Origin of the sequence: Methanobrevibacter gottschalkii DSM 11977 (assembly GCF_003814835.1) — an archaeon.
Lineage (GTDB): Archaea > Methanobacteriota > Methanobacteria > Methanobacteriales > Methanobacteriaceae > Methanocatella > Methanocatella gottschalkii.
Genome location: NZ_RKRG01000002.1, coordinates 436,950 through 463,888 on the forward strand (window position 1 = coordinate 436,950; position 26,939 = coordinate 463,888).

Consider the following 26,939-nt stretch of genomic DNA (forward strand, 5'->3'; position numbering starts at 1 on the left):
GTATCAATATCTTTTTATATTATTGTAGACATATTATTGTTAATTAATTTTATGGGGTGATATTCTTGCCGGGCAGTAAATCTGCTACATTTCTAGTAATTTTTATAGTGGCTATTGTAGCTTTCTGTATTGCATGTGTTTGTGCATCTATGACAGGACAAATATCAATCTTGCCAAATGATAATGAATCAGAGAGTATATTGGATAATCTTTCTGCTATTACAAATGATACTGGTAACAGCGGACAAAGTTACGGTTCTAAAGATTATAGTTCATCAAGTTCAAGTAGTTCTTCTAATGATGATTCCCAAGTGGAGACTACAACTGACCATTCAGGTGATAATCAAGGGGACTCCCAGAAGGATTCAGATGATCATGACCATGAGAATTCTAATCAAAATAATAAAGATAAAGATACTAAAACTGATTCTGGGCATGCAGGTCAAGGCTCAGGAGATGCTAATGATTTTGATTAATCTAGAAATCCAGTAACTTTTCAACATCAAAGAGTACGGAGCTAATAGCTAAAGTGAATAGTCTTTCTCCGTATTCTTCATCTATATAAACACCATTTTCTTCAACATCGCGTGCACCTTCTTCAATGTTCGGGTCATCACGACGTGCTTGTTTAAAACCGTATAAACCAACTTCCTCATATTCATTAACATTTGTTTGATTGTCTAATTCGTTTTCATTAACAATACCTAAAACCTTTGCCATTGACAACTCACCACTTCCTCCATGGGGGCCTTCGGAGGAGATTACTTTATTGTTGAATACGACAATCATATCTGTTTTATCTTCAATATCCCATAACTCACTCATTAAAGGAATATTTCCACCATGGGAATTAACAATTACTACTTTTTCAATATCTAAGAATTTTTTAGCATCATTAAGTGTTCTAATAACATTTTCTTTCAATGTTTCAAGAGAAACGTGCACACCATGGTCAATTGTATCTAATTCATAAGCTGGAAATATTATTCCTAAAAATTTAGCTCCTGTTTGAAGAGAAGACTGGAATGCAATGTGCGCTCCAATTTTTGCATCAGTATCAATTGGAAGTGCCGGACCGTGGTTTTCTAAGTGTGAACCAAGTGCTATGATTCCAATTTTGTGAACTTCGGGATTTCTTATGTTTCCTGCTCTGTATCTTAATTCAGCCATATTATCACATTATAATTCAAAATTCCAAATATCGTCACCAACATAGTGTTTGGTTTCAACTGCTTTTCCTGAATCATTTCTGACCATTTCTTCACCAGAAAGTAAACTTACTCCAATAGCTAATGGTTTTCCATGTGTTTCATCAATAATTAAAACTACATCTCCTTCTTTCACACCTTCTGAAGCAGCTACAATTCCAGGACTCATAATGTCTGCACCATTGGCTACAAATCTAATTGCACCCATGTCTACAGTTACAGTTTTAGCATCAATTTCATTATCAAGAGCTGCTTTAAGTGTTGGAAATGGTCTTTCATCAATCAATATAATATATGGTTCACCATCTACTAAGATAAATGAATTAGGTTCTGCTTCAAGTATTTCTACATTTTTCTTTCCCTGAAGTAAGTTTCCATATTCACCTAATTCTGCTTTTATTTCTTTAATTTTCTTTTTTTTCAAGAAATTTCTTTTTTTAACTTTTACAACCATATTAATCCCAATCAATACTTTATTAAATAGTATTTATTATTTAAAATAAATAAAACTATTGTTGGTTTTAAGTTGTATATTTCAAACAAACGATTTTACATTTATTTTAATAGGTTCTTTTCATATTATTTATTCCTGGTTCGGTGAAAAGTTATATATTCAGTTAATATGCTGTTAACTGCTTGATTTATTGAATTCAAGGTATAAATTTATAAAAAGTTTTTAATTGCAGAATAGGCACTGTTTCTTGAAAAAACATATTTGTAATCTATATCCTCTCCGAAATTAGCAATATGCAATGGAGGATCTTTTATTGCATATCTGGTTATTGAACTTGCATTATTATCCTTTAATCTTTTTATCGATGCATCAATTATCTCAAGTTCCTTTTTGCTAAATTTAAACTGGGGGATTATCGTTAAGTAGTATCTGTGTATAATTCTGTTGTAATATGCTTCCCTTCTTAAAAACAGTTTATCTGTAGCTATTAATTCTTCTGTAACTTCCTTGAAATGTTTTGGTTCTATTCCTTTTTTGGATTTGATATACGTTTCACATGTGAGAAATTTTCCATATACTTCATAATAATTGAGATCAATAAAATATAAAATGCCGCAGAGTACGGTTTTTCCTAAATTGGGTTTTGAATAACATTTTAAGAGAATGTACATTATTAAATCAATATATTTTTCACGGTTGAAATTCATGGTTTCGTCTTGGATGATGAGTTAAAGTTATTTTTGTCGTATTTTATTTTTAAGTAATGTCTAAGAGCATTTGAAAAATAATTTAAATACTAGTTTAGTTAATAATAGGTATAGCTATTATTTTTTAATCTTTTTACTTGAAATAAAGTAACACTTATATACTAGATTAACTATAATTAATAGTATTAGTTTTAATTAGGTTTTGTCTTATCTTAACTTGATTATATTATGTCTAATAATGAGTGATTACTCAATTCATATTAAAAAACTAAAATTTGTAATAATATAAGGTGATATAATGAGCGGACAAAATGTTCAAAGACCACTTGACGCATTAGGAAAATCTGTGGATGCTCCTGTTTTAATAAAACTCAAAGGAGATCGTGAATTTAGAGGTATACTTAAGAGCTTTGATTTACACATGAATTTAGTTCTTAATGATGCAGAAGAGTTACAAGACGGGGAAGTTACTAGGAGACTCGGTGTTGTGCTTATTAGAGGAGACAATATTGTTTATATTTCACCATAAGTATTATTCAATACTTTTCTAAATTATAGTTTTACGATAAATAGGAGGAGGTGTATCAATGTCAAAGGGAACTCCATCAATGGGTAAGAAGAATAAGAAAACCCATATTAGATGTAGAAGATGTGGTAGAAACACTTACCATATACGTAAAAAAGTTTGTGCTTCTTGTGGATTCGGTAAATCTAAAAAACTTAGAAGATACAGTTGGCAAAACAAAAAACCTACTACTAGACAAAGATTGGTATAAGGTTTTTATCTGTGTACTAATTCATAGTACTTTTTAATTTATTTGGGATAATAAACGCATATTATCTCATAAACTAACTATTTTTAGGATTTTGGCCATATAGGTCATGGTTTTATTTTTTTAATCTATTGAATTTTTATAAATTGTACATTTGTTGATAATGTATAATTAATAGTGAACGAATAATTACAATTTAATTCAATATCTAAAAATATTATAAAAAAAGATTTATATAATTATCAAGATAGTTATATTAAGAATTTATAATATTGGAGAATTTTCAGATGAAATATGATAAAAGTCTAATAGTACTTTTTATAATACAAATTTGCGAAGGATTTAGTTTTTATGGGCTTGGAGCTATATTAACTTTATTCATGACTCAATTTTTAAATTTAAGCCTTTCATTTGCATTTTTAGTTTATGGTACCTATTTTGGATTAGTTTATATTGCAACATTATTTGGAGGATATTTGTCTGATAAATATATAAGAAGCAGATGTCTTATAAATGCGGGAATAATCCTGATGGGTTTAGGTTTTATTGTCCTGAGTTATTTTGCATCATGGGCTAATCCCCTTGTGCAGACACATTCTTATTTCTATTTTAATACTCCCGAAATCATGCTGATAATTAGTTTAATGTCTATAATTTTGGGTGAAGGACTATTGAGAGTAAATATCTCCTCAACTGTAAAACAGGTATATGAAGATAATGAAAAGAAAGTTGAATCTGCATTTACATTATTGATAATGGCATTAAATATTGGAGCTGTTAGTTCTGCAATAATACTTGGATTAACAATTGGTGAAGGAAATTTAAGTTTATATAAGTATGGATTCTTAATACTTGCAGTTAGCTTATTCATTGGAATAATAATTTATAATCTATTTAGAAATAAATATTTGGTAAATTCAAAAGGAGAGATAGTTGGAATTAAGCCTTCAATAAAATTGGAATCTGTAATGGACAATGCGGAGGAAAAATTGACCAAACAAGAAAGAAATCATGTGAAAGCTATTATAATTATACTTTCCATATCTTTAATATTCTTCATCGGTTTTGAAGTAATCGATTCATCATTAATGTTTTTTGCAAAAGATTATGTTGCAAATACAATTCCATTTGTCCCATTTAGGATAAGTCCTGAAATAATCAAATTTATAGAACCCTTTGGTGTAATTATATTCTCACCATTTATACTAACATACTTTAATCTAAAAGACGGTGATGAAAATGAATCTTTAATATTTAGAATAATGCTTGGAATTATTGTATTGCTTGTAACTTATGCAGTATTTTTCATACCTTGCATGATGGTCGATAATAATATGACTGATGTCTCAATAATTTTCATTATAATCATGGAGCTAATCAGATCAACTTCTGAAATATTAATACTTCCTATAGGTTTGAGTATTGTATCAAAATTATCTCCAGCAAAATACTTATCTCGATTACTCGGATTATTCTATTGTTCTTTGGCAGGAGCATATGTGGTGTCCGGATATATGGCAGGATTCTATCCTAATGCTGAAAGTATGGCACATAAGTTATTTGGTTTAATACAAATCAATGATTTTAAAATCTTTGCTTCAGTATTTATAGTGATGTATTTGACATTGTTTACAGCTACTTATATTTCTCGAAATAAAATTAGGGATTTAATGGAATAAATTAATGTGTAGCAATTAAATGAATATTTTAATTAACCACATTTCTTTTTTCATTATTGATGAATGCCTTATAATTTTTTATAATTTCATCAACAAGTCTTTTTCGTGCATCAATGCTTGCCCATCCGATGTGCGGTGTTATTATTATGTTTTCGGCATCAAGTAAAGGATTATCTTCACTCATTGGTTCGGTTACAACAACATCAACACCAGCAGACAATACTTTTCCACTATTTAATGCATCAGCTAAATCATTTTCTCTTACAAGCCCTCCTCTTGAAACATTAACAATTCTAACGCCATTTTTCATTTTGTCAATATTTTCTTTTCGAATAATGTCTTTTGTATCTTCTGTTAATGGGCAATGAAGTGTAATAATGTCTGATTTAGCAAAAATTTCATCTTTATCTACAAAATTAATGTTTTCCTCACTATATTTTTCAGGATGATCTGTGTTTACAATTATATTCATTCCAAAGCTTTTAGCTATTGTTGCAACTTTCTTACCAATGTTTCCATAACCGATAATTCCTAATGTTTTACCTGAAAGCTCGCTTATTGGTTTGAGCCAGTAGCAGAATATTTCTGAATTTATCCAGTCACCATTTTTCACACTTTGATTATGGAGTTCAAGATTACAGGTCTGCTCTAAAATAAGCGCCCATGTAAGTTGAACAACACTGTCTGTACTGTAAGCAGGTACATTCGTAACGGTTATGTTTCTTTTTCTTGCAGCAGTCATGTCAACAACATTATATCCTGTAGCACAAACTCCAACATATTTGATATTTGGACATTTTCTGAATACTTCTTCATCTATTATAACTTTATTATCAAATATGACTTCTGCATCACCGATATGTTCGAACTTATTTCTTTCAGTTGTATTTTCATAAATTGTTAAATCGACATGTTCGGAAAGTTCTTCCCATGATATGTCTCCTTTGTCAATTGCACTTGCTTCAAGCAGTACTCCTTTCATTTTTTTCATAAAAATCATCTTTAGTATTATGTTAGGGTTATTCATGGTGGTGATGGTCATATTCAAGAATTAGATAAATAAGTCTGTCACTTGACCGAGAAGTGATTCGAAGTTCACTCCACGATCTTGGAAGTTAGGTTGTTTTGATGAAACAATCATTGCATCGTGAGTAATATTTCCTGCAAATTCAACAGACTCAAAAAGGTCTTTACCAACCATAACTGCTGCTAAAAGGGAACTTGCATATAAATCACCAGTTCCATGTAACATGTAAGGTAAAAATTCATTGGATGCTTCAGAGATATCCATGTCCTTACCACCAACGAAGTTGCGAATGATTCCATCTTCACGTTGTATACCTTTTAATACAACATATTTGGCTCCATGGTCTAGAAGTGCGTTTAGAATACGGTGCGCTTCCTCATCATCAATATTTGCCCCTCTCCATTTTTCACCAATTGGTTCACCTAAAATAATAGCAGCTTCGGTAAGATTTGGAGTAAGAATATCAGCTTCACATGCAAGACTTGCCATTGCTTGACATAAATCATCATCATAAGTAGGATATACTTGTCCATGGTCAGCCATAACAGGATCTACAACTTTTAGAGCATGAGGGTATGTTTCATAAACACTTTTGATCACTTCAACTTGTTCATCAGATCCTAAAAACCCGGAATAAACAGCATCTATGTCTATGTCGATTTCTTTCCAGGTATTCAAATAATCGTTAAGGATTTCTGTGGTGTCATGCATATACCATGTAGGATATCCGGTATGATTTGAAAATAATCCTGTCGGAACTGGGCAAACATCACAACCGGCTGCTGAAAGTACTGGAATAGCTACGCCAAGTGAACATTTCCCATATCCGCAGAGATCGTGTATTGCAGCTACACGAGGGATGTAATCTTCGTGTCTTTTATAAAGAATTGGAGCATTCGAATTATTAATTTCATTTTTTTCAATATTTTCTTTACTCATTTTCTACCTCTTGAATAATAATAGTTGTTGTTATATTTTTCATAATGGTTTATAAATTTATTATTCTTCAAATATCCATTTTTACAAATATTTATATATAATTAGGATTTAAGATAGGAAATAATGTCATGTGTTATAAAATATGAAGGTGACAATAATGATGAGAAAAGTAACTCATAAAACCAAAGGACAAAAAGCAATTGACGGAGCAGGAGTGCATCTGGTACGTGTATTAGGCAACACTACAACCGATGTTCATGATCCATTTTTAATGTTGGATGCTTTTGATAGTACAAATCCTGATGATTATACTGCAGGTTTTCCAATGCACCCTCACAGAGGCATTGAAACAATAACTTTTGTCAGCAAAGGACAAATGCTTCATCAAGATCATTTGGGAACTGAAGCACTTGTTGGAGATGGTGAAGCTCAATGGTTAACTGCGGGTTCTGGTGCTGAACATGCAGAATTTCCCGGTGGAGAACGCATGCTTGGAACACAGTTATGGTTAAATCTTCCAGCAAAAGATAAAATCACTGCTCCTCCAGCATATCACAGTATAACTACAGATGAAATTAAGGAATTCTCTTTAGATGGTGGATTTTTAAGATTGATGGCTGGTGAATATAATGGTGAGGAAGGTTGGCAAGGCAAATACTTACCAGTTGATTTCTATGATATTCATCTAGAACCAAACACTAAAGTGGAAATTCCAGTTAAAGAAGGACGGTCCGCTTTTGTATTTACATTACTCGGTGATGTAGTTATAAGTGGTGATGTTGTTTTAGAAAAAACAGCTGCAAAGTTAAGTGATGGTGACCATGTAATATTCGAAACTAAAGATAACAGTGCTGAAATATTATTATACAGTTCTAAAAGATTGGATGAACCAGTAGCTTGGGCAGGACCAATTGTCATGAATACAAGAGAAGAATTGAATCAGGCTTTTGAAGATTTGGCAAACGGTACTTTTATAAAAAAACAAGCTGAATATTAGAATATTTTAGATAAGTTTATATAATAATTGATGTTATATTAAAATAATTGAATTTTTTAGGAGGTCTTTTATGGTAGAATTAAAAGATATAGCTCAAGAAAATGAAGTGGATTTAGAAAACTGTGTTGTTTTTGTAAGAGGTGAAGATGATATTTTAGCTGTTGATGTTTCTAATGCAAAGATTAGGCAAAGAAGTGACGATACTATGGGTTTTACTTTTTCAATTACACCGGAACAAACTTTAAAATTTGAAGAATATTTTAATAAATTTGCAAATGGTGAAAAATTTTACTTTGATATTTCACAAACTGGATATAGGCCTGCTTATTATAGGGGTCTGTCTCAGATTAATAAAGAAGTCAGTGAAGAGTATGACACAAAGTTCAATGTAACTTTATTTGCACAAAAAGCTATTGTAGAGCCTGATGATTCATATTTTGCACCAACTTGTGCTTGTTGCCAATTCTGTCATTTATAAGGGTGATATAATGTTTGATTCCCCATTTTCCAACTACATTGTATTAACTCGTAATAAAACAAATGAATCTATAAAACTAGATCAAAGAAGAGTTAAACTCAGAGAAAATAAGAATGGTTTAATGGCTTTAAGTTATATTGGACCTTTATTTGAAATCATGGATTTGGAAGACTTTTTTGATGATATGATTTCTTCTGAAAAATTAAGTATGGATATCAGTGAAACAGGGGAATTTCGTGTAAGTTTTAGAGGAATAATAGATGGGAAGGGAAAAAATTTCCCTCAAAACTTAGACCATAAGATTATTCTTCTACAAGAACCTACTTGCTTGGATGAAAGAGTCAATATTCAAGAAACTGGTTTTTCAAAATTTAAATTGAAAAATGAAGTTTCTGAATAATCTTTTTTTATAGTTCATCTTCCACAGCATCCCATAAGTCAACTGCCCACCCATTTTCACCATCAATTACCATATCAAGTAATCTTACTTTACCATCTCTGAAACGGAATAATCTATAATCCTGTTGGGTTTTTCTTCCTGTTTTTTCTTTATTGCAATCAAGATATATTCCTTCATCATAATTTTCTTCAAAGTCTCCTGCTTTAACAAAGTCACCTACAAGAGAATATCCGTTTTTAACACTTTTATCTAGTTTTTCAATAGTTTTTAACCATCCGCCCTCTGCTCTAAATTTCATTTCGGGATCAATTCTTGTTATTTCTTCTTGCCAGTTTATAATCATATTTACCAAAATCCTAGTTTTTATTTTTAATTTGGTTTTTATGAACATATAAATAAATTGAGAGAGCATTTGAAAACAAATGTTTTAATGGTTATGTATATATAATTAGAAAATCATAGTAATTATGTTATTAATTTATTTGGGCTTTATTTATGAATTTATATGAAAAGTTTGGTATTAAAACGGATAATAAAGTTTTATATGATACTGCATTTACACATGGTTCATATTCTACTAAACATGATTTAAAATATAATTATGAACGTTTGGAATTTTTAGGGGATTCTGTTTTAAGTGTAATTGTTTCTGAGTATTTGTATGAAAAATATCCTCATTATGAAGAAGGTAAATTAACAAAATTACGAGCAAATTATGTTTGTCAATTCGCATTAATTTATTATTCTCATGAATTGGGTCTTGATAAATATCTAAAAGTCGCTGCTAAAGAATCAAACTTAACTAAAAATGAAATATTGTCTATAACTGCAGATATCTTCGAATCATTTTTAGGAGCAATGTTTTTAGATCAAGGTTGGTATTTTGTAAAAAGATTTGTATCTAATTCAATATTCAAATTCATTGATGCAAATGTTATATTCTTTGCAGATTATAAATCTGCTATGAAAGAATATGGGGATGCTAAAGACTTGGAGGTTTCATATAAAATTTTAAAAGAATGTGGTGTACCTCATAACAAAACATTCATCACAGCAATATTAATTGATGGTGAAGAGATGGGTGTTGGAAAAGGTAAGAATAAAAAAGAAGCAGAACAAGCAGCTGCAAAAGTAGCTATTGAAAAATTAAATATTAAAGTGTTTTAAAATGAATAAAGAGTCTGTTGGAATTGTTGAAACGGAATATCATGATATATCCAATCCTATTATATTAGATAGTGGAGAAACTCTTGACGAAGTCACTGTTGCTTATGAAACTTATGGTGAACTTAATAAAGAGAAGTCTAATGCTATTTTAATTTGTCATGCATTAACAGGTGATGCTCATGCTGCAGGCTGGCATGAAGGGGATAAAAAACCTGGCTGGTGGGAAATGGTGATTGGTCCGGGTAAAGCATTGGATAGTGAAAAATATTTCATAATTTGTTCTAATGTATTGGGAGGATGTAAAGGAACAACTGGTCCAAGTTCTATTAGTCCTAAAACTGGTAAAGAATATGGCGTTGATTTTCCAGTAATTACAATTAATGATATGGTTAAAGTTCAAAAAGAATTAATAGACTCTTTTGGTATTAGTCAATTAGCTGCAGTTATTGGCGGATCTATGGGGGGGATGCAAGTTCTTGAATGGATGGTATCTTATCCTAGAATGATGAAAAAAGCAATTGCAATAGCAACTGCCGGCAGATCTTCGCCTCAACAGATTGCATTCAATACTGTAGGCCGTCAGGCTATATTTTCAGATTCTAAGTGGAATAATGGAAATTATTATGATACTTGTGAGATTCCAAGTAATGGTTTGTCACTCGCACGTATGATTGCTCACATTACTTATTTAAGTGATGAATCAATGGATATTAAATTTGGGCGTGGTCTTCAAGATAAGGATGAAATTAGCTATGACTTTTCTGTAGATTTCCAAGTTGAAAGTTACCTGAAACATCAAGGGGAAACATTTGTAAAACGTTTTGATGCTAATAGTTATCTATTTATTACAAAAGCTGTTGATCTGTTCGATCTTTCAGCTAATGATTCATTAATTGACGGATTTAAAAATGTTGAAGCAAAAATTAAAATTATTTCAGTTGATACGGATTGGTTATATCCAACAGAGCAGAGTATGGAACTTGTAACTGCTCTTAATGCTAATGATGTTGATGTTTCATTTTCAGAAATAAAATCTAACTATGGTCATGACGCATTTTTACTTGAGAGAGGTCAGCTTAATTATATTTTCTCTAATTTCTTGTCAGAAAATGTGGTTGATGATTTAATGATAGAGGATATAGCTACAATTAGGGAAAATGCCGATATTGTTGAAGCGGCTAAATTAATGCTAGATAAACATTTAACTCATATTCCTGTTGTTACTGATGATTGTAAACTTATTGGAATTGTTACAAGTTGGGATTTGTCCAAATCTATTGCTACAAATTCCAATCATTTAAAAGATATCATGACAAAAAAAGTTAAATATTGTCATGCAAATGATTCAATAGAGGAAATCGCACGTAAAATGCGTAAATTTGATATTTCATGTCTTCCGGTAGTTGATGAAGAGATGAAGGTTTTAGGTCTTATTACTACAGATCAGATTAGTAATTTACTTAGTTAAGTTACTTCTTTTTTTATTTATTTTAATTTTTGGAGTCGTTACTATTTCAAGAAAATCTAAATTTATTGATGGTGCTAAAAAGGGTATTCCAATCACATTCGGCTATGTTCCGATGGGTATTGGGTATGCTGCTATTGCAATTAAAGCAGGCATGACTCCATTACAGACAATTTCTATGTCTGTTCTTGTTTATGCAGGTGCTGGCCAGTTCATTGCTGCATCAATGATATTGAGCAGTGCAAGTGTATTGGCAATCGTATTAACTAATTTTGTAGTTAATTTAAGATATTTTGTAATGTCGACCTGTGTTTTAAATCAAATTGAAGACTCCAACTTACCTTTAAATGTCTTGGCAGCTCATACTACTGTTGATGAATCATTTGCAGTGTTTTCATTGAGTGAAGATTCAAGTATTTGGGTCTATTTGGGAATTGCAGTAACTGCATGGTTAAGTTGGATTTTAGGAGCTGCAATTGGTGTTGTAGTATTGGATCTTCTTCCGGTAATAGTTACAAACAGTTTTAACATTTCACTTTATGCATTGTTTGTAGCAATTTTAACTCCTGCTATTAAAGAAAACAAACAGATTGCAATTTTGGTTGCAATAACAGCTGTTTTAAATATTATTTTAAGTCAATTCTTAGGAAACTGGTCGTTAATTGTATCAACCCTTGTTGGTGCAGCAATTGGAATGTATATTGTTGATGATGAATATTTGCTTTCAGGTGATGCTTAATGGATTATATGATGTTGGTTATTGTAGGTTGTACTCTTGTAACATTTATTCCAAGATTAATTCCAGCTTTATTTATTGATAAGCTTAATTTCTCACCAAAATTTGAGAAATTTTTAGATTTAATTCCATATACTGCTCTTGCAGCATTAATATGTCCTGGAGTATTGACAGTAGATAACCAATTGTGGTATATTGGATTGATTGGAGCTGTTGTAGCAGCATGTCTGGCTTGGAAAAAAGCACCGATGGGAGCAATTGTTATTATAACAGTAGTTGTTTTAATAGCAGTTTATTCAATTGTTCCATTTTTTTAATTTTGTAAAACTTTTATGTTAATAATCATTTGCAAATGTTATAATTACATTGCATATGTTAATAATTATTTACGTAATATATAAATATTTTGACTACTATTTTCTCAATTAATATTCGTTTATTTTTATTAAATTTTAAATAAGTATTTTTTAAGTTGTTTTATTGTTAAAAAATATATTATAACTGAAAATTATCGTTAAAATAATTTTCAATATCTTTTTTTCTAATTTAAACTAATTAAATTAATTTTATTATTAATAGTTAACTTTATATATGATGTAATTTAATATTAACATAAGTAATTAGATTTTAACATAATTACTCAAGTACTTAAATACTTTTTGCAAAAATAACTTTATTTGTGGATTATTATGAGAACCATGATTAAATATTTAAGACAAGAGCTCAAGATGAGTCAAAAAGAACTTGGGAATAAAGTTGGAGTTACAAGACAGACAATAAATGCTCTAGAGAACGGCAGATATAATCCATCTTTATTTTTAGCTTATGATATAACTCAAGTTTTTAATAAAATGTTATTTAAAGGGGACAAAGAACAATACTTTGTCATGGAGGATATTTTCATTTTTGATGAGGATTATTATTAGGTGATTTGAGATGATTTTAGATATATATAAAGATGCATTTGAATATTCTGCTAAAGATTGGAAGACATTATTGATATTGGGTGTTATCTGTTTATTCAGTTTTTTATTAATCCCAGTATTTTTACTTGCAGGATATAATTATAGGGTGGTTGGTACGGCAGTGCGTGGAATTATCAATGGAAAAGATCCATTGCCTGAGTTTGATGATCTTATTGGAATGTTTATTGATGGAATAAAAGTTGTAATTGTTCAAATTGTTTATTTAATTGTACCTGCAGTTACATTTATCGTATTTGTTCTCATTGCTAATCATTTATCCGGTGTTTTAGCATCTGCTGTAGTACTTCTGGGATGTTTAGTTACATTAATTCTTGGAATTATTGCATGTTTAATGATTCAGATGGGAATATGTCACATGGCATATAATGATGGGGCGTTTACAAAAGCATTTGCTGCTGAGGAAATAAAAGCAGTAATTAATGAAATCGGATTATTTAAATGTCTTTTGACTTATGTTGGAATAATAATTATATGTGTAGTTTTCGGAGTTGTTGTTACAGGGATAGTTGGAATAATATTTACAATATTCGGTCTTTCAGGAGCTATGTTAGGTGTTGATGCAGGTGGAATCCTTGTTTTAGGTACATTAGTTAATTCACTGATTACAACATTTGTTGTAGGACCATATTTAAGTATCTTCACTGGAAGATCCATTGGATTATTATATACTATGCAAATATAGGTGGGAATATGACAAGTATAACAGATTGTGTTGTTGAAGGGTTAAAATATCCTTTCAATGATTTAAAAAAAGTATTAAGCTTTGGTGTATTGTTTGCATTGATTAATTTAATATCATTGGATATTACTACTAAATTTATTGATGCAGTAATAAAATATTCTAAATTATATCCTTCTGCAAGTAATGTGTTCCATTTATCACAATTGCCTGCCAATGATATTTATATGATAATTGCTTTGCTGATTATTAGTTTTATAATTGTATTGTTTATAAATGGATATGAATGGAATATTGTTAGATTTTCAATTGATAAAAAGGAGGATCTTCCGGAATTTAGTAATGTATTAAAAATGTTTGTCAACGGAGTAAAATATTTCCTTGTCAATGTTGCATACAATATTATTCCGATTGTACTTTTAATAATTGGATTAGCATTATTTAATGAATCATACAGTCCAATTATTATATTGATTTCAGTATTATTGTTCTTAATTGCTTATTTTATCTTAATTATGGCATTAAATAATATGGTTGCACATGATAGTATTAAAAAAGCATTTGATTTAAGGGAAATAACTAAGAACATTTCAAATCTCGGATGGGGAAAATATATAGGAATTATAGTATTTACTTTAATTGTATATCTTGTTATAATGGTTGCTGTAGGAGTTATCTTATTTTTTATAACAGTATTCATCATATCAGCAATTACTGATCAGTCCATGATTATATCAATTTTTTTAGCAATAATTGAGGGATTATTCATACTTCCTTATGTTGAAATATTCTTCAGCAGAGTATTTGGATCCATTTATAGAGAATCAATTAAATGATTAATGGATGTTTTTCAACATCCTATTTTTTTATTAGGTGAACTTATGAATATTAATGTTGAATTATTTTATCTTTTCAATCATGCATTTCAAAATCCATTTTTTGATTATATAATGCCGGTTTTCACTCACTTCGGAGGATTTAAATTTTTAATATTGGTATTGATAGCTATTGTGTTATATGCTCATTTAAGAAATAAGAGAACACTTAGAAAAATCATTTTTTTAACATTAATCGCTTTGTTATTTTCAGATGGTATTGCTTTTGTCTTAAAACATTTAATTCATGAACCAAGACCTTTTTTAAGTTTAGATAATGTACATTTATTAATTGCTGAAGATGATCCTCTTTCATTTCCTTCAGGCCATACTACTTCCACAATTGCAATAGTCACATTTCTTGTATTTAATATGAAAGAATTAGCTAAAAAACATTATAAAATCATAAATGTTTGTTTAATAATTTTTGCAATATTAATTCCATTTTCAAGAATGTATATTGGAGTTCATTATCCCGGTGATGTGTTAGCTGGTGCAGCAATTGGAATTGTTGGTGCAGTAATTGTTAATCACTTTAAATGTGAAATTTTAAATAGAATTGATATATTAAATAAAATTAAGGAGTCTATATCATGAATAATTTTGAAAATCAGAAATTTTGCCAATCCTGTGCAATGCCTCTTGAAAGTAGTGATTTTTTTGGAACTAATGCAGATGGAAGTAAAAATGAAGACTATTGTATTTACTGTTTTAAAGACGGTGAATTCACATCAGACATGTCAATGGATGAAATGATGAACTTCTGTATTGATAAAATGACTGAAGTCCATCCAGACATTGATAAACAACAAGCGACTGCAATGATGGGTGAAATATTTCCTAAATTAAAAAGATGGGCGGATGATTAAATTTACTTAACCACTTTTTTTAAACCTTAAATTTTAATTAACAAAAAATCTAATAGTATATATAACAATATAAAAGGATTTTTTTGATAATATGTGTTCAATAGTTGGATTGCAAGGTAATGTTAAAGCAGAAGATATTCTTAAAATGTTAAAGGTCTCTAAAAGTAGGGGTCCTGATTCATCAGGCATTTATCTGGATAAGCTTTATAAAAATATTAATCTAGATGAATTTGAAGATGATAATACATATCCAATTGCTTTTGGCCATAATTTACTTTCTATTTATGATTTGAATAATAGAATATCAAAATTACAACCAGTAACTGATGATAATCTTGTTTTATTGTTCAATGGTGAGATTTATAATTTTAAAACAATTACAAACTTACTTTCTAAAGTTGGCGTTGAAAAAGAAATTTTGTCTGATGCAGAAGCTTTACTTTATTTAATTGATTTTTACAATAAAGGAGATTTAGTTAAAGCTATTCAAAATACTACCAGATTATTCGATGGGGACTATGCATTTGCCGTATTTGATGGTGAAAACTTGGCTCTTGTACGTGATCCTCTAGGAGTTAAACCATTATTTTATGGTGAAAATGACAAATTAAAAGGATTCGCATCATCAAAACAATCATTAAAAGAAGTAGGAATCACTGATATTAATACATTAAAACCAGAACATATACTTTTTAATGGTCAGGATATATCTCCAGCTCAAGCAGTTCACGAAAAAGTATTTGAGGGGGATGTAGCTAAAATAGAGAAAATGTTAAGATTAAGTGTTCTTAAAAGAGTTGAAGATATAAATGAGATTGGTGTAATCTTTTCAGGTGGTCTTGACAGTTCTTATTTGGCATTATTATTAAAAGAAATATCTGAAAATGTTCCTTTAAAAATCAAACTTTATGCTGTTGGGGTAAAAGGTTCGAAGGATGTTGAAGCAGCAGTATATGCTTCTAAATTCTTAAATTTGGATTTGGAAATCTGTGAAGTAACAGAAAAACTAATTCTTGAAGCACTGCCAAGTGTAGTTAAAGCTATCGGTGACGATAATCTAATGAAAGTTGGTGTTGGACTTACAACTTACTTTGCAACAAAAATGGTTGCCTGTGATGGTGTAAAAGTTGCTGTTTCAGGTCAAGGAGCTGATGAGCTATTTGGAGGGTATAAAAGATACTTGCAGAGTTTTGTTGATGGAACCTTAAACTACGATTTAAGGGAAGATATGTCAAATATGTATCATGTAAATCTTGAAAGGGATGATGCGTGTTCCATGCTTAACGGTGTTGAATTAAGATTACCGTTTTTAGATAAAACTCTTGTTGAATTAGTATTGAATATTCCTGACAATAAAAAGATTGTTTCAATGCATGACGATATGAGAAAAAGTATCTTAAGAAAATTAGCTTTTGAAGGAGGCCTTGATTATGAAATTGCATACAGACCTAAAAAAGCTGCCCAATATGGAACTGGCATTGACAAAATATTAAGAAAAAAGATAATAAAAGATATGGATATTTCTCAATTTTTATAATTTTTTGACATTGTAAAAATCCTTTTTTCATCAAATTTTGTATTTAATATTTTGAATCATTTTTGTAATTTTAGTAAAAATCAATAATATCACAATGATTTCACTTAAAAATAGTTATTATATGGAGTCTAAAAAATCAAACATCTAAAGTTTTTAGGCTATTTAATCTTTAACTTTATTAATATTAAAAAATATATTTATTCATATTATTAATATTAGGAGTTTTTATCAATGACAATCGAAAAAGATGCAGAAGATATTATAGAAAAATTCTCAAAAATTTTAGAAGATATTCCAGATTCAGATGAAACCTGGTATATTACAGATAATTTAAATTTAACACGTGATGATAAATCTCAAGAAAAAAATCCTGAGAAAATTTTAAGAAATGCTAGAATTGATAAAGAAGGAAATTTAATTGTTAAAAAAGCAGATTGGACTAATTAAGAGGGATTTAAATGAGGATAAATTTAGTTCTCGAACTTTTAGATGCTCCGGGGCAATTAGTTAAAGCATTAGAACCTATTAGTACTTATGGTGCTAATCTTGTAACTATTATCCATAAAAGGGACTATAAAAATGATAATGGTATGGTTCCAGTTCAACTTACGATTGAAGGAGAACGTAATGATCTTAAAAATGTTGTAGATAAGTATGAAGAGTTAGGATTCACTATTATTGAAATGGATGGTGTTGTTAAAAAAGAAAAAATTACTACAATTCTTTTTGGTCATATTGTTGATCAAGATTTAAGGGATACTATGGATAAAATTAATCAAATTGATGGTGTTATTATTGTTGCATTTGATATTAAACTAAATGGTGAAGAAAAATCCACAGCCTTAATTAATATCGAAGCCGATGTTGGTTTAAAACAAAATGTTTTTGATAGAATTGCAGAAATAGCAGAAGAGAAAGAGTTACTTGTGATTAATGAGGTTTAAGTGATAATATGGATGAATGTAAAGTCATTATCATGGGATTTGGTTCAGTAGGTCAAGGTGTGGCTAAGGCAATTTCCATGAAAAAAGATTTAATTAAAGATAAAACTGGAGTGGACATAAAAGTTGTTGCTGCAGCTGATTCATCTTCATCTGCAATCTCACAAGAAGGATTAGATGAAGAATTACTTGTAAAAACAAAAAAGGAAGAAGGTAAATTATCAGCATATCCTGAATTTGGGTCTGATAAGAATGGTGCAGATATTTTAGACGCTGTTGAATACGATTGTCTTATCGAAGCAACTCCTACTAATATCGTGGATGCAGAACCTGCACTTTCACTAACATTCAAAGCATTTGAACAGGGAAAAGATGTAGTAACATCAAATAAAGGACATTTGGCTCTTAAATTTAGGGAAGTTGTTGAAGCAGCTGAAAAAGCGGGTGTAGAGTTTAAATATGAAGCTACTGTTGGCGGGTCAATGCCGATTATTAATTTTACAAAAGAAACATTGGCATCATGTGAAATTAAATCAATTAAAGGTATTTTGAATGGTACTACCAATTATATATTATCAAGAATGACCTCCGAAGGTTCAGAATATGAAGTTATTCTTAAAGAGTCTCAAGAATTAGGAATAGCTGAAACAGACCCAACACAAGATGTTGAAGGTATTGATGCTGCATGCAAAACTGTAATTCTTGCTAATTCTCTTTTAGGAATTGATGCAACTTACAGTGATGTTAAAGTCGAAGGTATTTCAAAAATTAACTCACAAGCTATTGAACTTGCAAAAAAAGACGATTATTTAATTAAGTTAATAGCTGAAGTATCTCCTGATAATTTACAGGTATCCCCACGTTTAGTTAAAAGAGGAAGTTCCTATGATGTAAGTGGAACTTTGAACATGGCTACAATTAAAACTGATTTAGCTAATGAAGTATCTGTAATTGGACTTGGAGCAGGATCACTTGAAACTGCTTCTGCAATGTTGACTGATTTAATTAGTATTTTAAAAAATAAAATCTAATTGGCTATTTTATTTTTTTACTTTTTTTGATAACATGAAATACGTAATTTTTATTCCAGACGGTTCTAGTGATCTTCCACTAGATGAAATTAATGGTCAAACTCCCTTAAAAGTAGCTAACACTCCAAACATTGATAAATTAGCTAAAGCGGGTTATGGCGGATTAACCAATAATGTTCCTGAAGGTTATACTCCAGGTTCAGATGTAGCTAACATGAGCATCTTCGGATACAATCCTGCAGATTATTATACTGGTAGGGGGCCTCTTGAAGCAGGCAGTGTTGGAATTGAAACCACTCCATGTGATGTGATATTTAGATGCAACACTATTTTTGAAAAAAATGGTAAAATGGAAGATTTTAATGCAGGCCATATCACAACAGAAGAAGCAGATGTATTGATGAAAGGATTAAACAGATATTTCAATGATAAATATCCTGGATTTAAAGGTAAATTTTACACTGGAATTAGTTACAGACATTTGTTTGTATATTCCTGTGATAATGTTGAAGATGCCGAAATTTTAGCAAACTTAAAAACAATGCCTCCTCATGATATTTCAGGTGAAAATCTAGTTGATAATTTATTTGGAGACTGTGAACTTGCTCGTGAAATCCAAAACATCATGTTTGAATCCAAAGAATTCTTAAAAACACAGGAAATTAATCAAAAAAGAGAGATTCCAGCAAATATGGTATGGTTGTGGGGTCAGGGTGTAACTCCAAAACTACTTAACTTTAAAGAAAAATATGGTCTTGATGCGGCTGTAATTACTGGTGTGGACTTACTTAAAGGCATTGGAGTATTTGCAGGAATGGAAATTATTGATGTTCCTGGAGCTACTGGATTTTTCGATACTGATTATGAGGCAAAGGGAAAATATGGAATTGAAGCTTTAAAAAGAAATGATGTGTTATTTATTCATATAGAAGCACCTGATGAAGCAGGTCATGCTCAGTTACTTGATGAAAAAGTAAAGGCGATTGAACAAATTGATAAATTTATTGTCGGACCTATCTTGGATAGTTTAGAGGGTCAAGATTACAGAGCAGCAATTTTACCGGATCATCCAACTCCTATTGATATTGGAACACATACTCGTGATGATGTTCCGATTATTATGTACGCATCAGATATGGAGGGGGATGATTGTGTTGCATTTGATGAGGTATCTGTTTTAAATGGAAGTATAACTAAAAAAGAAGGTTACAAATTAATGCAAAGATTGATTGATGGAGATTTTTAAAATGAAAGTATTACTAGTAAACGGGAGCCCAAACAGAAAAGGCTGCACATACACAGCATTATCAGAAGTTGCAAATGTCTTAAATGAACATGATATTGAAACTGAGATTTTTTGGATTAAAACAAAACCAATAACAGGTTGTACTGCATGTGGAACTTGTGCAACTATTGGAAAATGTACTTATGATGCGGATAGTGTTAATGAATTTGTTGAAAAAGCATATGAAGCTGATGCGTTTGTCTTCGGTTCACCAGTTTATTATGCAAGTGCAAATGGATCAATGGTTTCATTTTTGGACAGAGCATTCTACTCTAATTCTCATGGAAAAGGGGCGGAAGCATTTAAACACAAACCCGGTGCAGTTATATGTTCTGCAAGAAGGGGTGGAACAACTGCAACTTATGATCAACTGATTAAATATTTAGGAATTTCCCAAATGCCTATTATCTCCTCATTCTATTGGAATATGGTTCATGGGAACACTCCTGAAGAAGTACTTCAGGATGAAGAAGGATTGGGGACTATGAGACAATTGGCACATAATATGGCATTTTTCTTGCAGTGTCTTGAAGCAGGTGCTGAAAAAGGTCTAAAAGTAACTGAAGAACCAAAACCTCGAACAAATTTTATAAGATAAAACTATGAACATATTTAAAACTCCTGAAGGTTACATATATTCAAATAAAGCATTGCTTGCTTTATTCATTCCTCTTTTAATAGAATATGCATTGGAATTTTTTGTAGGATTTGCAGATTCTATAATGGTTGCATCATTAGGTGAAGCTGCAATTTCAGGAGTTTCTTTAGTTGATTTTTTAATTCAACTTCTTATTTTTTCTTTTTCAGCTCTTGCAACTGGTGGAGCTGTTGTTGCCGGACAATACTTGGGTAATAAGCAAATAGATAAAGCTCAGGATTCTGCTACTCAATTAGTTTGGTTTTCAACAATCTTATCAGTCATATTAATGATTATTGTTATTATTTTAAGGCAGTATTTAATCGGGATTTTATTTGGTCAAATTGAAGTTGATGTTTGGCAAAATGCCGATAAATATTTATATATTGTTGCATTATCTATTCCTTTTTTAGCTATTTACAATGCAGGTGCATCAATTTTTAGAACAACTAACAATGCATCCCTGCCAATGAAAATACTATTCATTTGTGATATATTAAATATTGTAGGTAATGCGATTTGTATTTATTATTTAGGATGGGATGTTCATGGTGTTGCAATACCTACGGTAATATCAAGACTGTTATCCGCAATTCTAATATTGCACTTTGTTGTTAATGAAGATTATAAACTGCACATTAAAAGAACATTAATTCATAAATTTGACTTTAAAATACTTAGAAAGGTCTTGCAGGTTGGTATTCCTTATGGTATTGAAAATGGGTTATTTCAGCTTGGAAGAGTGTTGGTTTTAAGTATTGTTTCAACATTTGGAACAATGGCAATAGCTGCAAACTCAGTAGGTTATGCAGTCGGGATATTTTCAGTATTACCTGGTTTTGCAATTAATTTAGGTTTAACAGCTATAATTTCAAGATGCGTTGGAGCTAATGATTATGAACAGGTCCGATATTATAATAAAAAGTGTTTAATTATTGTATTTGTCTCACATATTGTAATCAATTTAATTATTTTTGCAGCATTACCGCTAATTTTGAATATTTATAATTTATCAGCTAAGACTGCAGCCATGACAAGTGAAATGATTATTTGGCATGGCATATTCGGTATTATAATTTGGCCACTTTCTTTCACATTGCCTGCTACATTTAGAGGTGCTGGCGATTCAAAATCAGTGATGTATATTAGTTTAATTGTAATGTTTACCTGTAGAATTGCTCTTTCATATGTAATTGCGGATTTTATGGGTGTTGGTGTATTCGGGACATGGATTGCAATGTTTATTGATTGGTATGTGAGGGCAGCAATTTATATTTACAGGTACTTTTCAAATAAATGGACAGAATACAGGGTGATTTAATGGATGGAATTGTATATAAAAATACACATAATTTTAGTAAAAGAGAACTCGAAGAGTTATTTTTATCTCTGGAATGGTCAGCAGGTCATTTTCCAGATAAACTGATAATTGCAATGAAAAACTTCAAAACAGTCTTTTCAGCATGGGATGGTGAAGACCTTGTTGGTTTGGCATGTGCTATGGATGACGGTATAATGAATGCATATGTTCATTATTTGCTTGTAAAACCGGAATATCAGTTAAAAGGAATTGGAAAAGAATTGCTGAATAGAATTACAACTCATTATAAAGATTACATGCGTATAGTTGTAGTTGCATATAGTGATGAAATTAAGTTTTATGAATATTGCGGATTTGAAAAAGCAGATGATGCAAGTCCAATGTTTATAACTAAACTATGGGCTTAGGTGATTGAATGGTATTATTCAGAGGAGATATCAAGTGTAAAAGCTTGCAAAGACGTACATCAATTAGTGTGATATTGCCTGCTGATAATATTCACTTCTTAAGTGATACAGAAGAGATAGTTCCTCAACCCTATAAAACATTATATCTGCTCCATGGACTGTATGGTAGTGATGATATATTTCTTGCAAATACTTCTATTCAAAAATTTGCAGAAGATCATGGAATAGCTATTGTAATTCCATGTGGGGAAAATAGTTTTTATTTGGATAATAAAAAAGCTCATGCATATTATGGTGAATATGTTGGTCAGGAACTTTTAGATATTACAAGAAATATTTTCCCATTATCTGATAATAGGGAAGATACATTTATTGCAGGTTTTTCAATGGGGGGTTATGGGGCTATTAGAAATGGTCTTAAGTACTCAAAAAACTTCTCAAAAATTGGTATGATTTCAGCAGCATTAATAACTGATGAAATTGTTGATTATACAGATGATGATAATGTGTTATGGTCAAATTCATTTTATAAATCATGTTTTGGTGATTTGGATAAAATTAAAAATTCGGATAAAGATCCCAAATATTTAATTGAAAATACTGCCGATATTCCAGATATTTTCATGGCATGTGGTGTTGATGACTTTTTATATGATAAAAATGTTGAATTTTATGAGTTTTTAGAGTCAAAAGATATTAATGCTGAATTTATGCAGTCTCCGGGTGAACACACTTGGGATTTTTGCGATAGGTATGTTAAAGAATTTATTAAAAGGTTATAAGTGATATTATGAAATGTCCTGAATGTGGTAATGAACTGGATGAGGATAATTACTGTAGTGAATGTATGGAATTTATAGATAATCCCATTGGAGGCAGGCTTTGTCCATATTGTGGTGAGGAATTGGATGAAGATAATTATTGTAATAGTTGCATGCAGTATTATTATGAAGAAGAAAATACACAAGAACTTGAAGAAATAGATTATGATTCTATGGTAAATAATGGTGATTCAATTTGTTTAAACTGTACTTTTTGGTCTGTAAGTCCTTATGGGTCGGCTCATGGAATGATTTGTAGAAAAGGTCAGATATCTGATGGTCCTGGAGATTCATGCGGGTTATTTGTCCAAGAATATAATTTTGCAAACTATGGTGATGCAGGTCAATATCAATTTAATGAAACAAATCGTGCAATTTCAAATAAATTATATCATTGGAAAAATAGCGGGTAATTTCTGTTTTATTTATAATATGATTAAAATTTTTATATATTATGAAAAACTAATGTAATACTATAAATTTTATTTATGGAGAGGATTTTTCTGACAAAGTATATTATTATAACTGGTGGGGTAGTTAGTTCCATAGGTAAGGGTATTACATCCGCATCTATGGGAAGGATTTTAAGATCTTATGGTTTAAACGTTTCAGCTATTAAAATAGATCCGTATTTAAACTGGGATTCTGGAACACTCAACCCATATCAGCATGGTGAAGTATTTGTAACTAGTGATGGTATGGAAACTGATTTGGATCTCGGTCACTACGAAAGATTTTTGGATGTTGAACTTAAAGGATTAGCTAATATTACTACTGGTAAAGTTTACGAATCAGTCATTGCTAAAGAAAGAGAAGGTGGATATTTAGGTGAATGTGTACAAGTTATTCCACATATTACTAATCGTATTAAAGAAATGATTAGGGAAAACTCTGAAAGCGCTGATTATGATGTTGTTTTAGTTGAACTCGGTGGTACTGTCGGAGATATTGAGAGCCAACCTTTCCTTGAAGCATTAAGACAACTCAGAAATGAGGAAGGTCGTGAAAATGTTATGTTTGTCCATGTTACATTTATTCCCTACCTGGATGCAGCTGGAGAATTCAAAACAAAACCAACTCAGCACTCTACAAAAGAATTAAGAAGTGTTGGAATTAACCCTGATGTTATTGTATGCAGGTCACAAAAACCAATTGATGATGGTTTAAGAGGAAAAATCGCTCATTTCTGTGATGTTGACTTTGAAGCTGTTGTAAATACTCCTGATGCTGATACAATTTATGAAGTTCCTTTAGTCTTGGAAGAACACAGCATTGGTGAATTAATCGTTAAAAGAATAGGATTAAATATTAAACCTGATTCTTCTAAATTAAATGAATGGAGGGAAGTGGTTAAATCTTTAAAAATTAAAGAACCTAAAGTTAATATTGGTATTATAGGTAAATATGTGGAGCTTGAAGATTCATATATTAGTATCAGAGAATCACTACTCCATGCAGCGGCAAGCATTGGTGTTAAAGCTAATATTATATATTTAAGCTCTGATGTTGAAGAATTGGATCAGGATGCCATGTCTGAACTGGATGGTATTCTAATTCCTGGAGGATTCGGTGAACGTGGTTTTGAAGGTAAATTGGATGCAATTGAATATGCAATTGAAAATAATGTGCCTTTGTTTGGAATTTGCCTTGGAATGCAATCTATGGTGACTCAATTTGCAAGGAGAAATGGTTTTTCTGGTGCAAATAGTTCCGAATTTGATGATGACTTAAAATTCCCAGTTATTGATATGATGGAAGAGCAAAAGAAAATCAAAAACATGGGCGGAACAATGCGTTTAGGATCTTATGGTTGTAAAATAATTGAAGGTACCAAAACTTATGAAGCTTATGGTGAAAGTGATATCGAGGAACGTCACAGACACAGGTATGAATTTAATAATGATTATAGGGATGGTTTACAAGAAAAAGGTTTAATTATTTCTGGAACAAGTCCTGATGACTTTTTAGTTGAAATTATTGAGTTGCCAAATCATCCATGGGCTGTTGGTTGCCAATTCCATCCGGAATTTAAATCAAGACCAAATAGGCCTCATCCATTATTTAAAGCATTTTTAGAAGCTATTCATGATTATTCTAAAAATTAATATTTCTCTTTTTCTTTTATTTAATATATTAAAATCAATTTTACAAGTTTATTTTCTATCTAATTAATATTATTCTATGTTAAATAGTATAATTATGATTATTACTACTATATTCCTGATTCAAATTATTATAACAGTTTTATTTTCAATAATGGCTGCAATTTATGATATAAAAAGTAATATTGTTCCAAACAAATTAAATTATTCTTTGATATTTTTTGGCTTATTTTCAAATTTAATTTTATCAATAATTTCAAATAATATTAAATATATTTTAGCTTCTTTTATTTCAATGTTTATTACATATGCTGTAACTTATATGTTATGGAAATTAAATATTTGGGGAGGAGGAGATGTAAAGTTATTTACAGCAATTGCAACAGTAATACCATCTGGTCTTAATATCAACTTTTTGAATATTTTTCCACAATTGTCCGTATATCCATTTTCATTTAGTGTTGTAATTAATAGTATTTTAGTATCATTTCCATTTTTGGTAATCTTTGTCACTCATTTAATATTTAAAAATAAAGTGTTTATGGGCAATATTGATTTTCTAGTCAATATCTTTAACATTGAAAGTCTGAAATATATAAAAAATTCAACTTTAAACAAATTAATTCCTATTAAGGATTTAAAGGAAGGAATGATAGTCAATGATTATTATTTTAATAATGAGCACATTATTGAACTTTTAAGTGAGATGGGAGGTAATTTGGAGATTTATAAATCAAACCGCAATGATTTCAAATATTATTTTAAATCACAAAGTGCAGGCGGAATAACAAATGAGGAAGTATGGCAGCTTAAAATTATGAATTCACAAGATATAATTTCCGATAATATATCAATTAAATTATCATTTCCATTTGCTCCAGCAATATTTTTAGGATTGGTAATAGCTATAGTGTATGGGGATATGATGATGTTGATCATTAAAAACATATTCTTGGTGATATGATGGTTAAAGAAAGTGGTGCTCAGATTTCATTAGAGTATATGTTAATTTTTTCAATATCACTGGTTATTTTAATTGTTTTTACATTACCTCTAGCTGAAAATTCAATTAGAAATACTCTTGATGTTTCCGATTCTTTAAATGTGAAATCAGATTTATCAAAAATAGCTAATGCAATTAAGCAAGTTTATGGTGAAGGTCAAGGATCAAGACAAACAATTAAAATTGAAAGTAACAAGAAACTTAAAATTAATATAGCAAACAGTCATGTTTCAACAAGTTTTAAACTTAAAAGTAATTCCAAAAAGGATATAAAAGAGCATGTAATGTCAAATATTGGGAAAACAACCATCTCATTAAATAAAGGTGAAAATGTGATAATTGTGGAATGGCCTGTTAATTCTAAAAATATGTTAATTTATACAGTATAATTATTTTTATACAAAATTATTTTAAC

At 30.3% G+C, this 26,939-nt stretch carries 35 protein-coding genes; 29 read left to right on the forward strand and 6 right to left on the reverse strand.

What is annotated here, in order from left to right; genetic code table 11:
* Positions 1 to 65: 65 nt before the first annotated feature.
* Complete coding sequence (locus EDC42_RS05970; RefSeq protein WP_069575531.1) at positions 66 to 476, forward strand: hypothetical protein; 411 nt, start codon at positions 66 to 68, stop codon at positions 474 to 476.
* Position 477: 1 nt separating this feature from the next.
* Here the strand turns inward: EDC42_RS05970 and arfB are convergent, their stop codons facing one another.
* From arfB to EDC42_RS05985, 3 genes are all read right to left on the reverse strand, one after another.
* Entirely contained in the window at positions 478 to 1,170 is a 693-nt protein-coding gene (arfB, locus tag EDC42_RS05975; protein WP_069575535.1) for a 2-amino-5-formylamino-6-ribosylaminopyrimidin-4(3H)-one 5'-monophosphate deformylase, read from the reverse strand.
* 9 nt (positions 1,171 to 1,179) lie between these two features.
* Positions 1,180 to 1,662 (reverse strand): RNA-binding protein, encoded by a 483-nt coding sequence (locus tag EDC42_RS05980; protein ID WP_069575538.1) that lies wholly within the window; start codon positions 1,660 to 1,662, stop codon positions 1,180 to 1,182.
* Between the two features lie 209 nt (positions 1,663 to 1,871).
* Positions 1,872 to 2,369 (reverse strand): type II toxin-antitoxin system antitoxin SocA domain-containing protein, encoded by a 498-nt coding sequence (locus EDC42_RS05985; protein ID WP_069575541.1) that lies wholly within the window; start codon positions 2,367 to 2,369, stop codon positions 1,872 to 1,874.
* A 298-nt stretch (positions 2,370 to 2,667) separates the two neighbouring features.
* Between EDC42_RS05985 and EDC42_RS05990 the strand changes: the two genes are divergently transcribed.
* From EDC42_RS05990 to EDC42_RS06000, 3 genes are all read left to right on the forward strand, one after another.
* Positions 2,668 to 2,898 (forward strand): LSm family protein, encoded by a 231-nt coding sequence (locus EDC42_RS05990; RefSeq protein WP_067042787.1) that lies wholly within the window; start codon positions 2,668 to 2,670, stop codon positions 2,896 to 2,898.
* 58 nt (positions 2,899 to 2,956) lie between these two features.
* Positions 2,957 to 3,145 carry a 50S ribosomal protein L37e gene (locus EDC42_RS05995; RefSeq protein ID WP_067042784.1) on the forward strand — a complete coding sequence of 63 codons (189 nt, stop codon included), beginning with the start codon at positions 2,957 to 2,959 and terminating at the stop codon, positions 3,143 to 3,145.
* Positions 3,146 to 3,429: 284 nt separating this feature from the next.
* Positions 3,430 to 4,821, forward strand: coding sequence for a POT-type proton-dependent oligopeptide transporter (locus EDC42_RS06000; RefSeq protein ID WP_069575069.1), 1,392 nt, complete (start codon positions 3,430 to 3,432; stop codon positions 4,819 to 4,821).
* Between the two features lie 28 nt (positions 4,822 to 4,849).
* Here the strand turns inward: EDC42_RS06000 and EDC42_RS06005 are convergent, their stop codons facing one another.
* Together EDC42_RS06005 and EDC42_RS06010 are read right to left on the reverse strand one after the other, a co-directional pair.
* Positions 4,850 to 5,812, reverse strand: coding sequence for a D-2-hydroxyacid dehydrogenase (locus EDC42_RS06005; RefSeq protein ID WP_198923036.1), 963 nt, complete (start codon positions 5,810 to 5,812; stop codon positions 4,850 to 4,852).
* A 60-nt stretch (positions 5,813 to 5,872) separates the two neighbouring features.
* Positions 5,873 to 6,787 carry a bifunctional hydroxymethylpyrimidine kinase/phosphomethylpyrimidine kinase gene (locus EDC42_RS06010; RefSeq protein ID WP_069575068.1) on the reverse strand — a complete coding sequence of 305 codons (915 nt, stop codon included), beginning with the start codon at positions 6,785 to 6,787 and terminating at the stop codon, positions 5,873 to 5,875.
* A gap of 157 nt (positions 6,788 to 6,944) precedes the next feature.
* On the opposite strand from EDC42_RS06010, the gene EDC42_RS06015 reads away from it, so the two are divergent.
* The 3 genes from EDC42_RS06015 to EDC42_RS06025 all read left to right on the forward strand — a co-directional run bounded on the left by EDC42_RS06015 (position 6,945) and on the right by EDC42_RS06025 (position 8,662).
* Positions 6,945 to 7,784: a pirin family protein gene (locus EDC42_RS06015; protein ID WP_069575067.1), complete on the forward strand. Its 840-nt coding sequence runs from the start codon at positions 6,945 to 6,947 to the stop codon at positions 7,782 to 7,784.
* 70 nt (positions 7,785 to 7,854) lie between these two features.
* A complete protein-coding gene (locus EDC42_RS06020) occupies positions 7,855 to 8,262 on the forward strand; it encodes a hypothetical protein (RefSeq protein WP_069575066.1) in 408 nt (135 codons plus the stop codon).
* A 10-nt stretch (positions 8,263 to 8,272) separates the two neighbouring features.
* Positions 8,273 to 8,662, forward strand: a complete 390-nt coding sequence (locus EDC42_RS06025; RefSeq protein WP_069575065.1) for a hypothetical protein — start codon at positions 8,273 to 8,275, stop codon at positions 8,660 to 8,662.
* A 7-nt stretch (positions 8,663 to 8,669) separates the two neighbouring features.
* Here EDC42_RS06025 and EDC42_RS06030 read toward each other — a convergent pair whose 3' ends face one another.
* Complete coding sequence (locus EDC42_RS06030) at positions 8,670 to 9,005, reverse strand: hypothetical protein (RefSeq protein ID WP_069575064.1); 336 nt, start codon at positions 9,003 to 9,005, stop codon at positions 8,670 to 8,672.
* A 152-nt stretch (positions 9,006 to 9,157) separates the two neighbouring features.
* Here EDC42_RS06030 and rnc point away from each other — a divergent pair, with 152 nt between their 5' ends.
* From rnc to EDC42_RS06140, 22 genes are all read left to right on the forward strand, one after another.
* Entirely contained in the window at positions 9,158 to 9,829 is a 672-nt protein-coding gene (rnc, locus tag EDC42_RS06035) for a ribonuclease III (RefSeq protein WP_069575063.1), read from the forward strand.
* Between the two features lies 1 nt (position 9,830).
* The gene (gene metX, locus EDC42_RS06040; protein WP_069575062.1) at positions 9,831 to 11,297 is read left to right on the forward strand and encodes a homoserine O-acetyltransferase MetX; all 1,467 of its coding nucleotides are present in this window, start codon (positions 9,831 to 9,833) and stop codon (positions 11,295 to 11,297) included.
* 91 nt (positions 11,298 to 11,388) lie between these two features.
* Complete coding sequence (locus EDC42_RS06045) at positions 11,389 to 12,033, forward strand: AzlC family ABC transporter permease (RefSeq protein WP_255360577.1); 645 nt, start codon at positions 11,389 to 11,391, stop codon at positions 12,031 to 12,033.
* Positions 12,033 to 12,347: an AzlD domain-containing protein gene (locus EDC42_RS06050; RefSeq protein ID WP_069575060.1), complete on the forward strand. Its 315-nt coding sequence runs from the start codon at positions 12,033 to 12,035 to the stop codon at positions 12,345 to 12,347. The genes EDC42_RS06045 and EDC42_RS06050 overlap by 1 nt, the downstream gene beginning before the upstream one ends.
* A 372-nt stretch (positions 12,348 to 12,719) precedes the next feature.
* Positions 12,720 to 12,956, forward strand: coding sequence for a helix-turn-helix transcriptional regulator (locus EDC42_RS06055; RefSeq protein WP_069575059.1), 237 nt, complete (start codon positions 12,720 to 12,722; stop codon positions 12,954 to 12,956).
* Between the two features lie 10 nt (positions 12,957 to 12,966).
* Positions 12,967 to 13,698 (forward strand): DUF4013 domain-containing protein, encoded by a 732-nt coding sequence (locus EDC42_RS06060; RefSeq protein ID WP_069575058.1) that lies wholly within the window; start codon positions 12,967 to 12,969, stop codon positions 13,696 to 13,698.
* A gap of 8 nt (positions 13,699 to 13,706) precedes the next feature.
* Positions 13,707 to 14,531, forward strand: a complete 825-nt coding sequence (locus tag EDC42_RS06065) for a DUF4013 domain-containing protein (RefSeq protein WP_069575057.1) — start codon at positions 13,707 to 13,709, stop codon at positions 14,529 to 14,531.
* 45 nt (positions 14,532 to 14,576) lie between these two features.
* Complete coding sequence (locus EDC42_RS06070; protein ID WP_158005589.1) at positions 14,577 to 15,167, forward strand: phosphatase PAP2 family protein; 591 nt, start codon at positions 14,577 to 14,579, stop codon at positions 15,165 to 15,167.
* Positions 15,164 to 15,439, forward strand: coding sequence for a zinc ribbon domain-containing protein (locus EDC42_RS06075; RefSeq protein ID WP_069575055.1), 276 nt, complete (start codon positions 15,164 to 15,166; stop codon positions 15,437 to 15,439). Before EDC42_RS06070 ends, EDC42_RS06075 begins: the two co-directional genes overlap by 4 nt.
* 91 nt (positions 15,440 to 15,530) lie before the next feature.
* The gene (locus tag EDC42_RS06080; protein WP_069575054.1) at positions 15,531 to 16,976 is read left to right on the forward strand and encodes an asparagine synthase-related protein; all 1,446 of its coding nucleotides are present in this window, start codon (positions 15,531 to 15,533) and stop codon (positions 16,974 to 16,976) included.
* Between the two features lie 231 nt (positions 16,977 to 17,207).
* Positions 17,208 to 17,423, forward strand: a complete 216-nt coding sequence (gene gatC, locus EDC42_RS06085) for an Asp-tRNA(Asn) amidotransferase subunit GatC (RefSeq protein WP_069575053.1) — start codon at positions 17,208 to 17,210, stop codon at positions 17,421 to 17,423.
* 11 nt (positions 17,424 to 17,434) lie between these two features.
* The gene (locus tag EDC42_RS06090; RefSeq protein ID WP_069575052.1) at positions 17,435 to 17,920 is read left to right on the forward strand and encodes an amino acid-binding protein; all 486 of its coding nucleotides are present in this window, start codon (positions 17,435 to 17,437) and stop codon (positions 17,918 to 17,920) included.
* An 8-nt stretch (positions 17,921 to 17,928) separates the two neighbouring features.
* Entirely contained in the window at positions 17,929 to 18,948 is a 1,020-nt protein-coding gene (locus EDC42_RS06095) for a homoserine dehydrogenase (protein ID WP_069575051.1), read from the forward strand.
* 34 nt (positions 18,949 to 18,982) lie between these two features.
* Positions 18,983 to 20,194 (forward strand): cofactor-independent phosphoglycerate mutase, encoded by a 1,212-nt coding sequence (locus EDC42_RS06100; protein WP_069575050.1) that lies wholly within the window; start codon positions 18,983 to 18,985, stop codon positions 20,192 to 20,194.
* Between the two features lies 1 nt (position 20,195).
* Positions 20,196 to 20,831: a flavodoxin family protein gene (locus EDC42_RS06105; protein ID WP_069575049.1), complete on the forward strand. Its 636-nt coding sequence runs from the start codon at positions 20,196 to 20,198 to the stop codon at positions 20,829 to 20,831.
* Positions 20,832 to 20,835: 4 nt separating this feature from the next.
* The gene (locus tag EDC42_RS06110; RefSeq protein WP_069575048.1) at positions 20,836 to 22,191 is read left to right on the forward strand and encodes an MATE family efflux transporter; all 1,356 of its coding nucleotides are present in this window, start codon (positions 20,836 to 20,838) and stop codon (positions 22,189 to 22,191) included.
* Positions 22,191 to 22,598 (forward strand): GNAT family N-acetyltransferase, encoded by a 408-nt coding sequence (locus EDC42_RS06115; RefSeq protein ID WP_083234876.1) that lies wholly within the window; start codon positions 22,191 to 22,193, stop codon positions 22,596 to 22,598. The genes EDC42_RS06110 and EDC42_RS06115 overlap by 1 nt, the downstream gene beginning before the upstream one ends.
* Positions 22,599 to 22,606: 8 nt before the next feature.
* Positions 22,607 to 23,380, forward strand: coding sequence for an alpha/beta hydrolase (locus tag EDC42_RS06120; RefSeq protein ID WP_069575046.1), 774 nt, complete (start codon positions 22,607 to 22,609; stop codon positions 23,378 to 23,380).
* Between the two features lie 8 nt (positions 23,381 to 23,388).
* Positions 23,389 to 23,832 carry a double zinc ribbon domain-containing protein gene (locus tag EDC42_RS06125; protein ID WP_069575045.1) on the forward strand — a complete coding sequence of 148 codons (444 nt, stop codon included), beginning with the start codon at positions 23,389 to 23,391 and terminating at the stop codon, positions 23,830 to 23,832.
* Positions 23,833 to 23,907: 75 nt separating this feature from the next.
* Positions 23,908 to 25,524 (forward strand): CTP synthase, encoded by a 1,617-nt coding sequence (locus EDC42_RS06130; RefSeq protein WP_069575044.1) that lies wholly within the window; start codon positions 23,908 to 23,910, stop codon positions 25,522 to 25,524.
* 94 nt (positions 25,525 to 25,618) lie between these two features.
* Positions 25,619 to 26,485, forward strand: a complete 867-nt coding sequence (locus EDC42_RS06135; protein ID WP_083234875.1) for an A24 family peptidase — start codon at positions 25,619 to 25,621, stop codon at positions 26,483 to 26,485.
* On the forward strand, positions 26,485 to 26,913 hold the full coding sequence (locus EDC42_RS06140) for a class III signal peptide-containing protein (RefSeq protein ID WP_069575043.1): 429 nt from the start codon (positions 26,485 to 26,487) through the stop codon (positions 26,911 to 26,913). The genes EDC42_RS06135 and EDC42_RS06140 overlap by 1 nt, the downstream gene beginning before the upstream one ends.
* Positions 26,914 to 26,939: the final 26 nt, after the last annotated feature.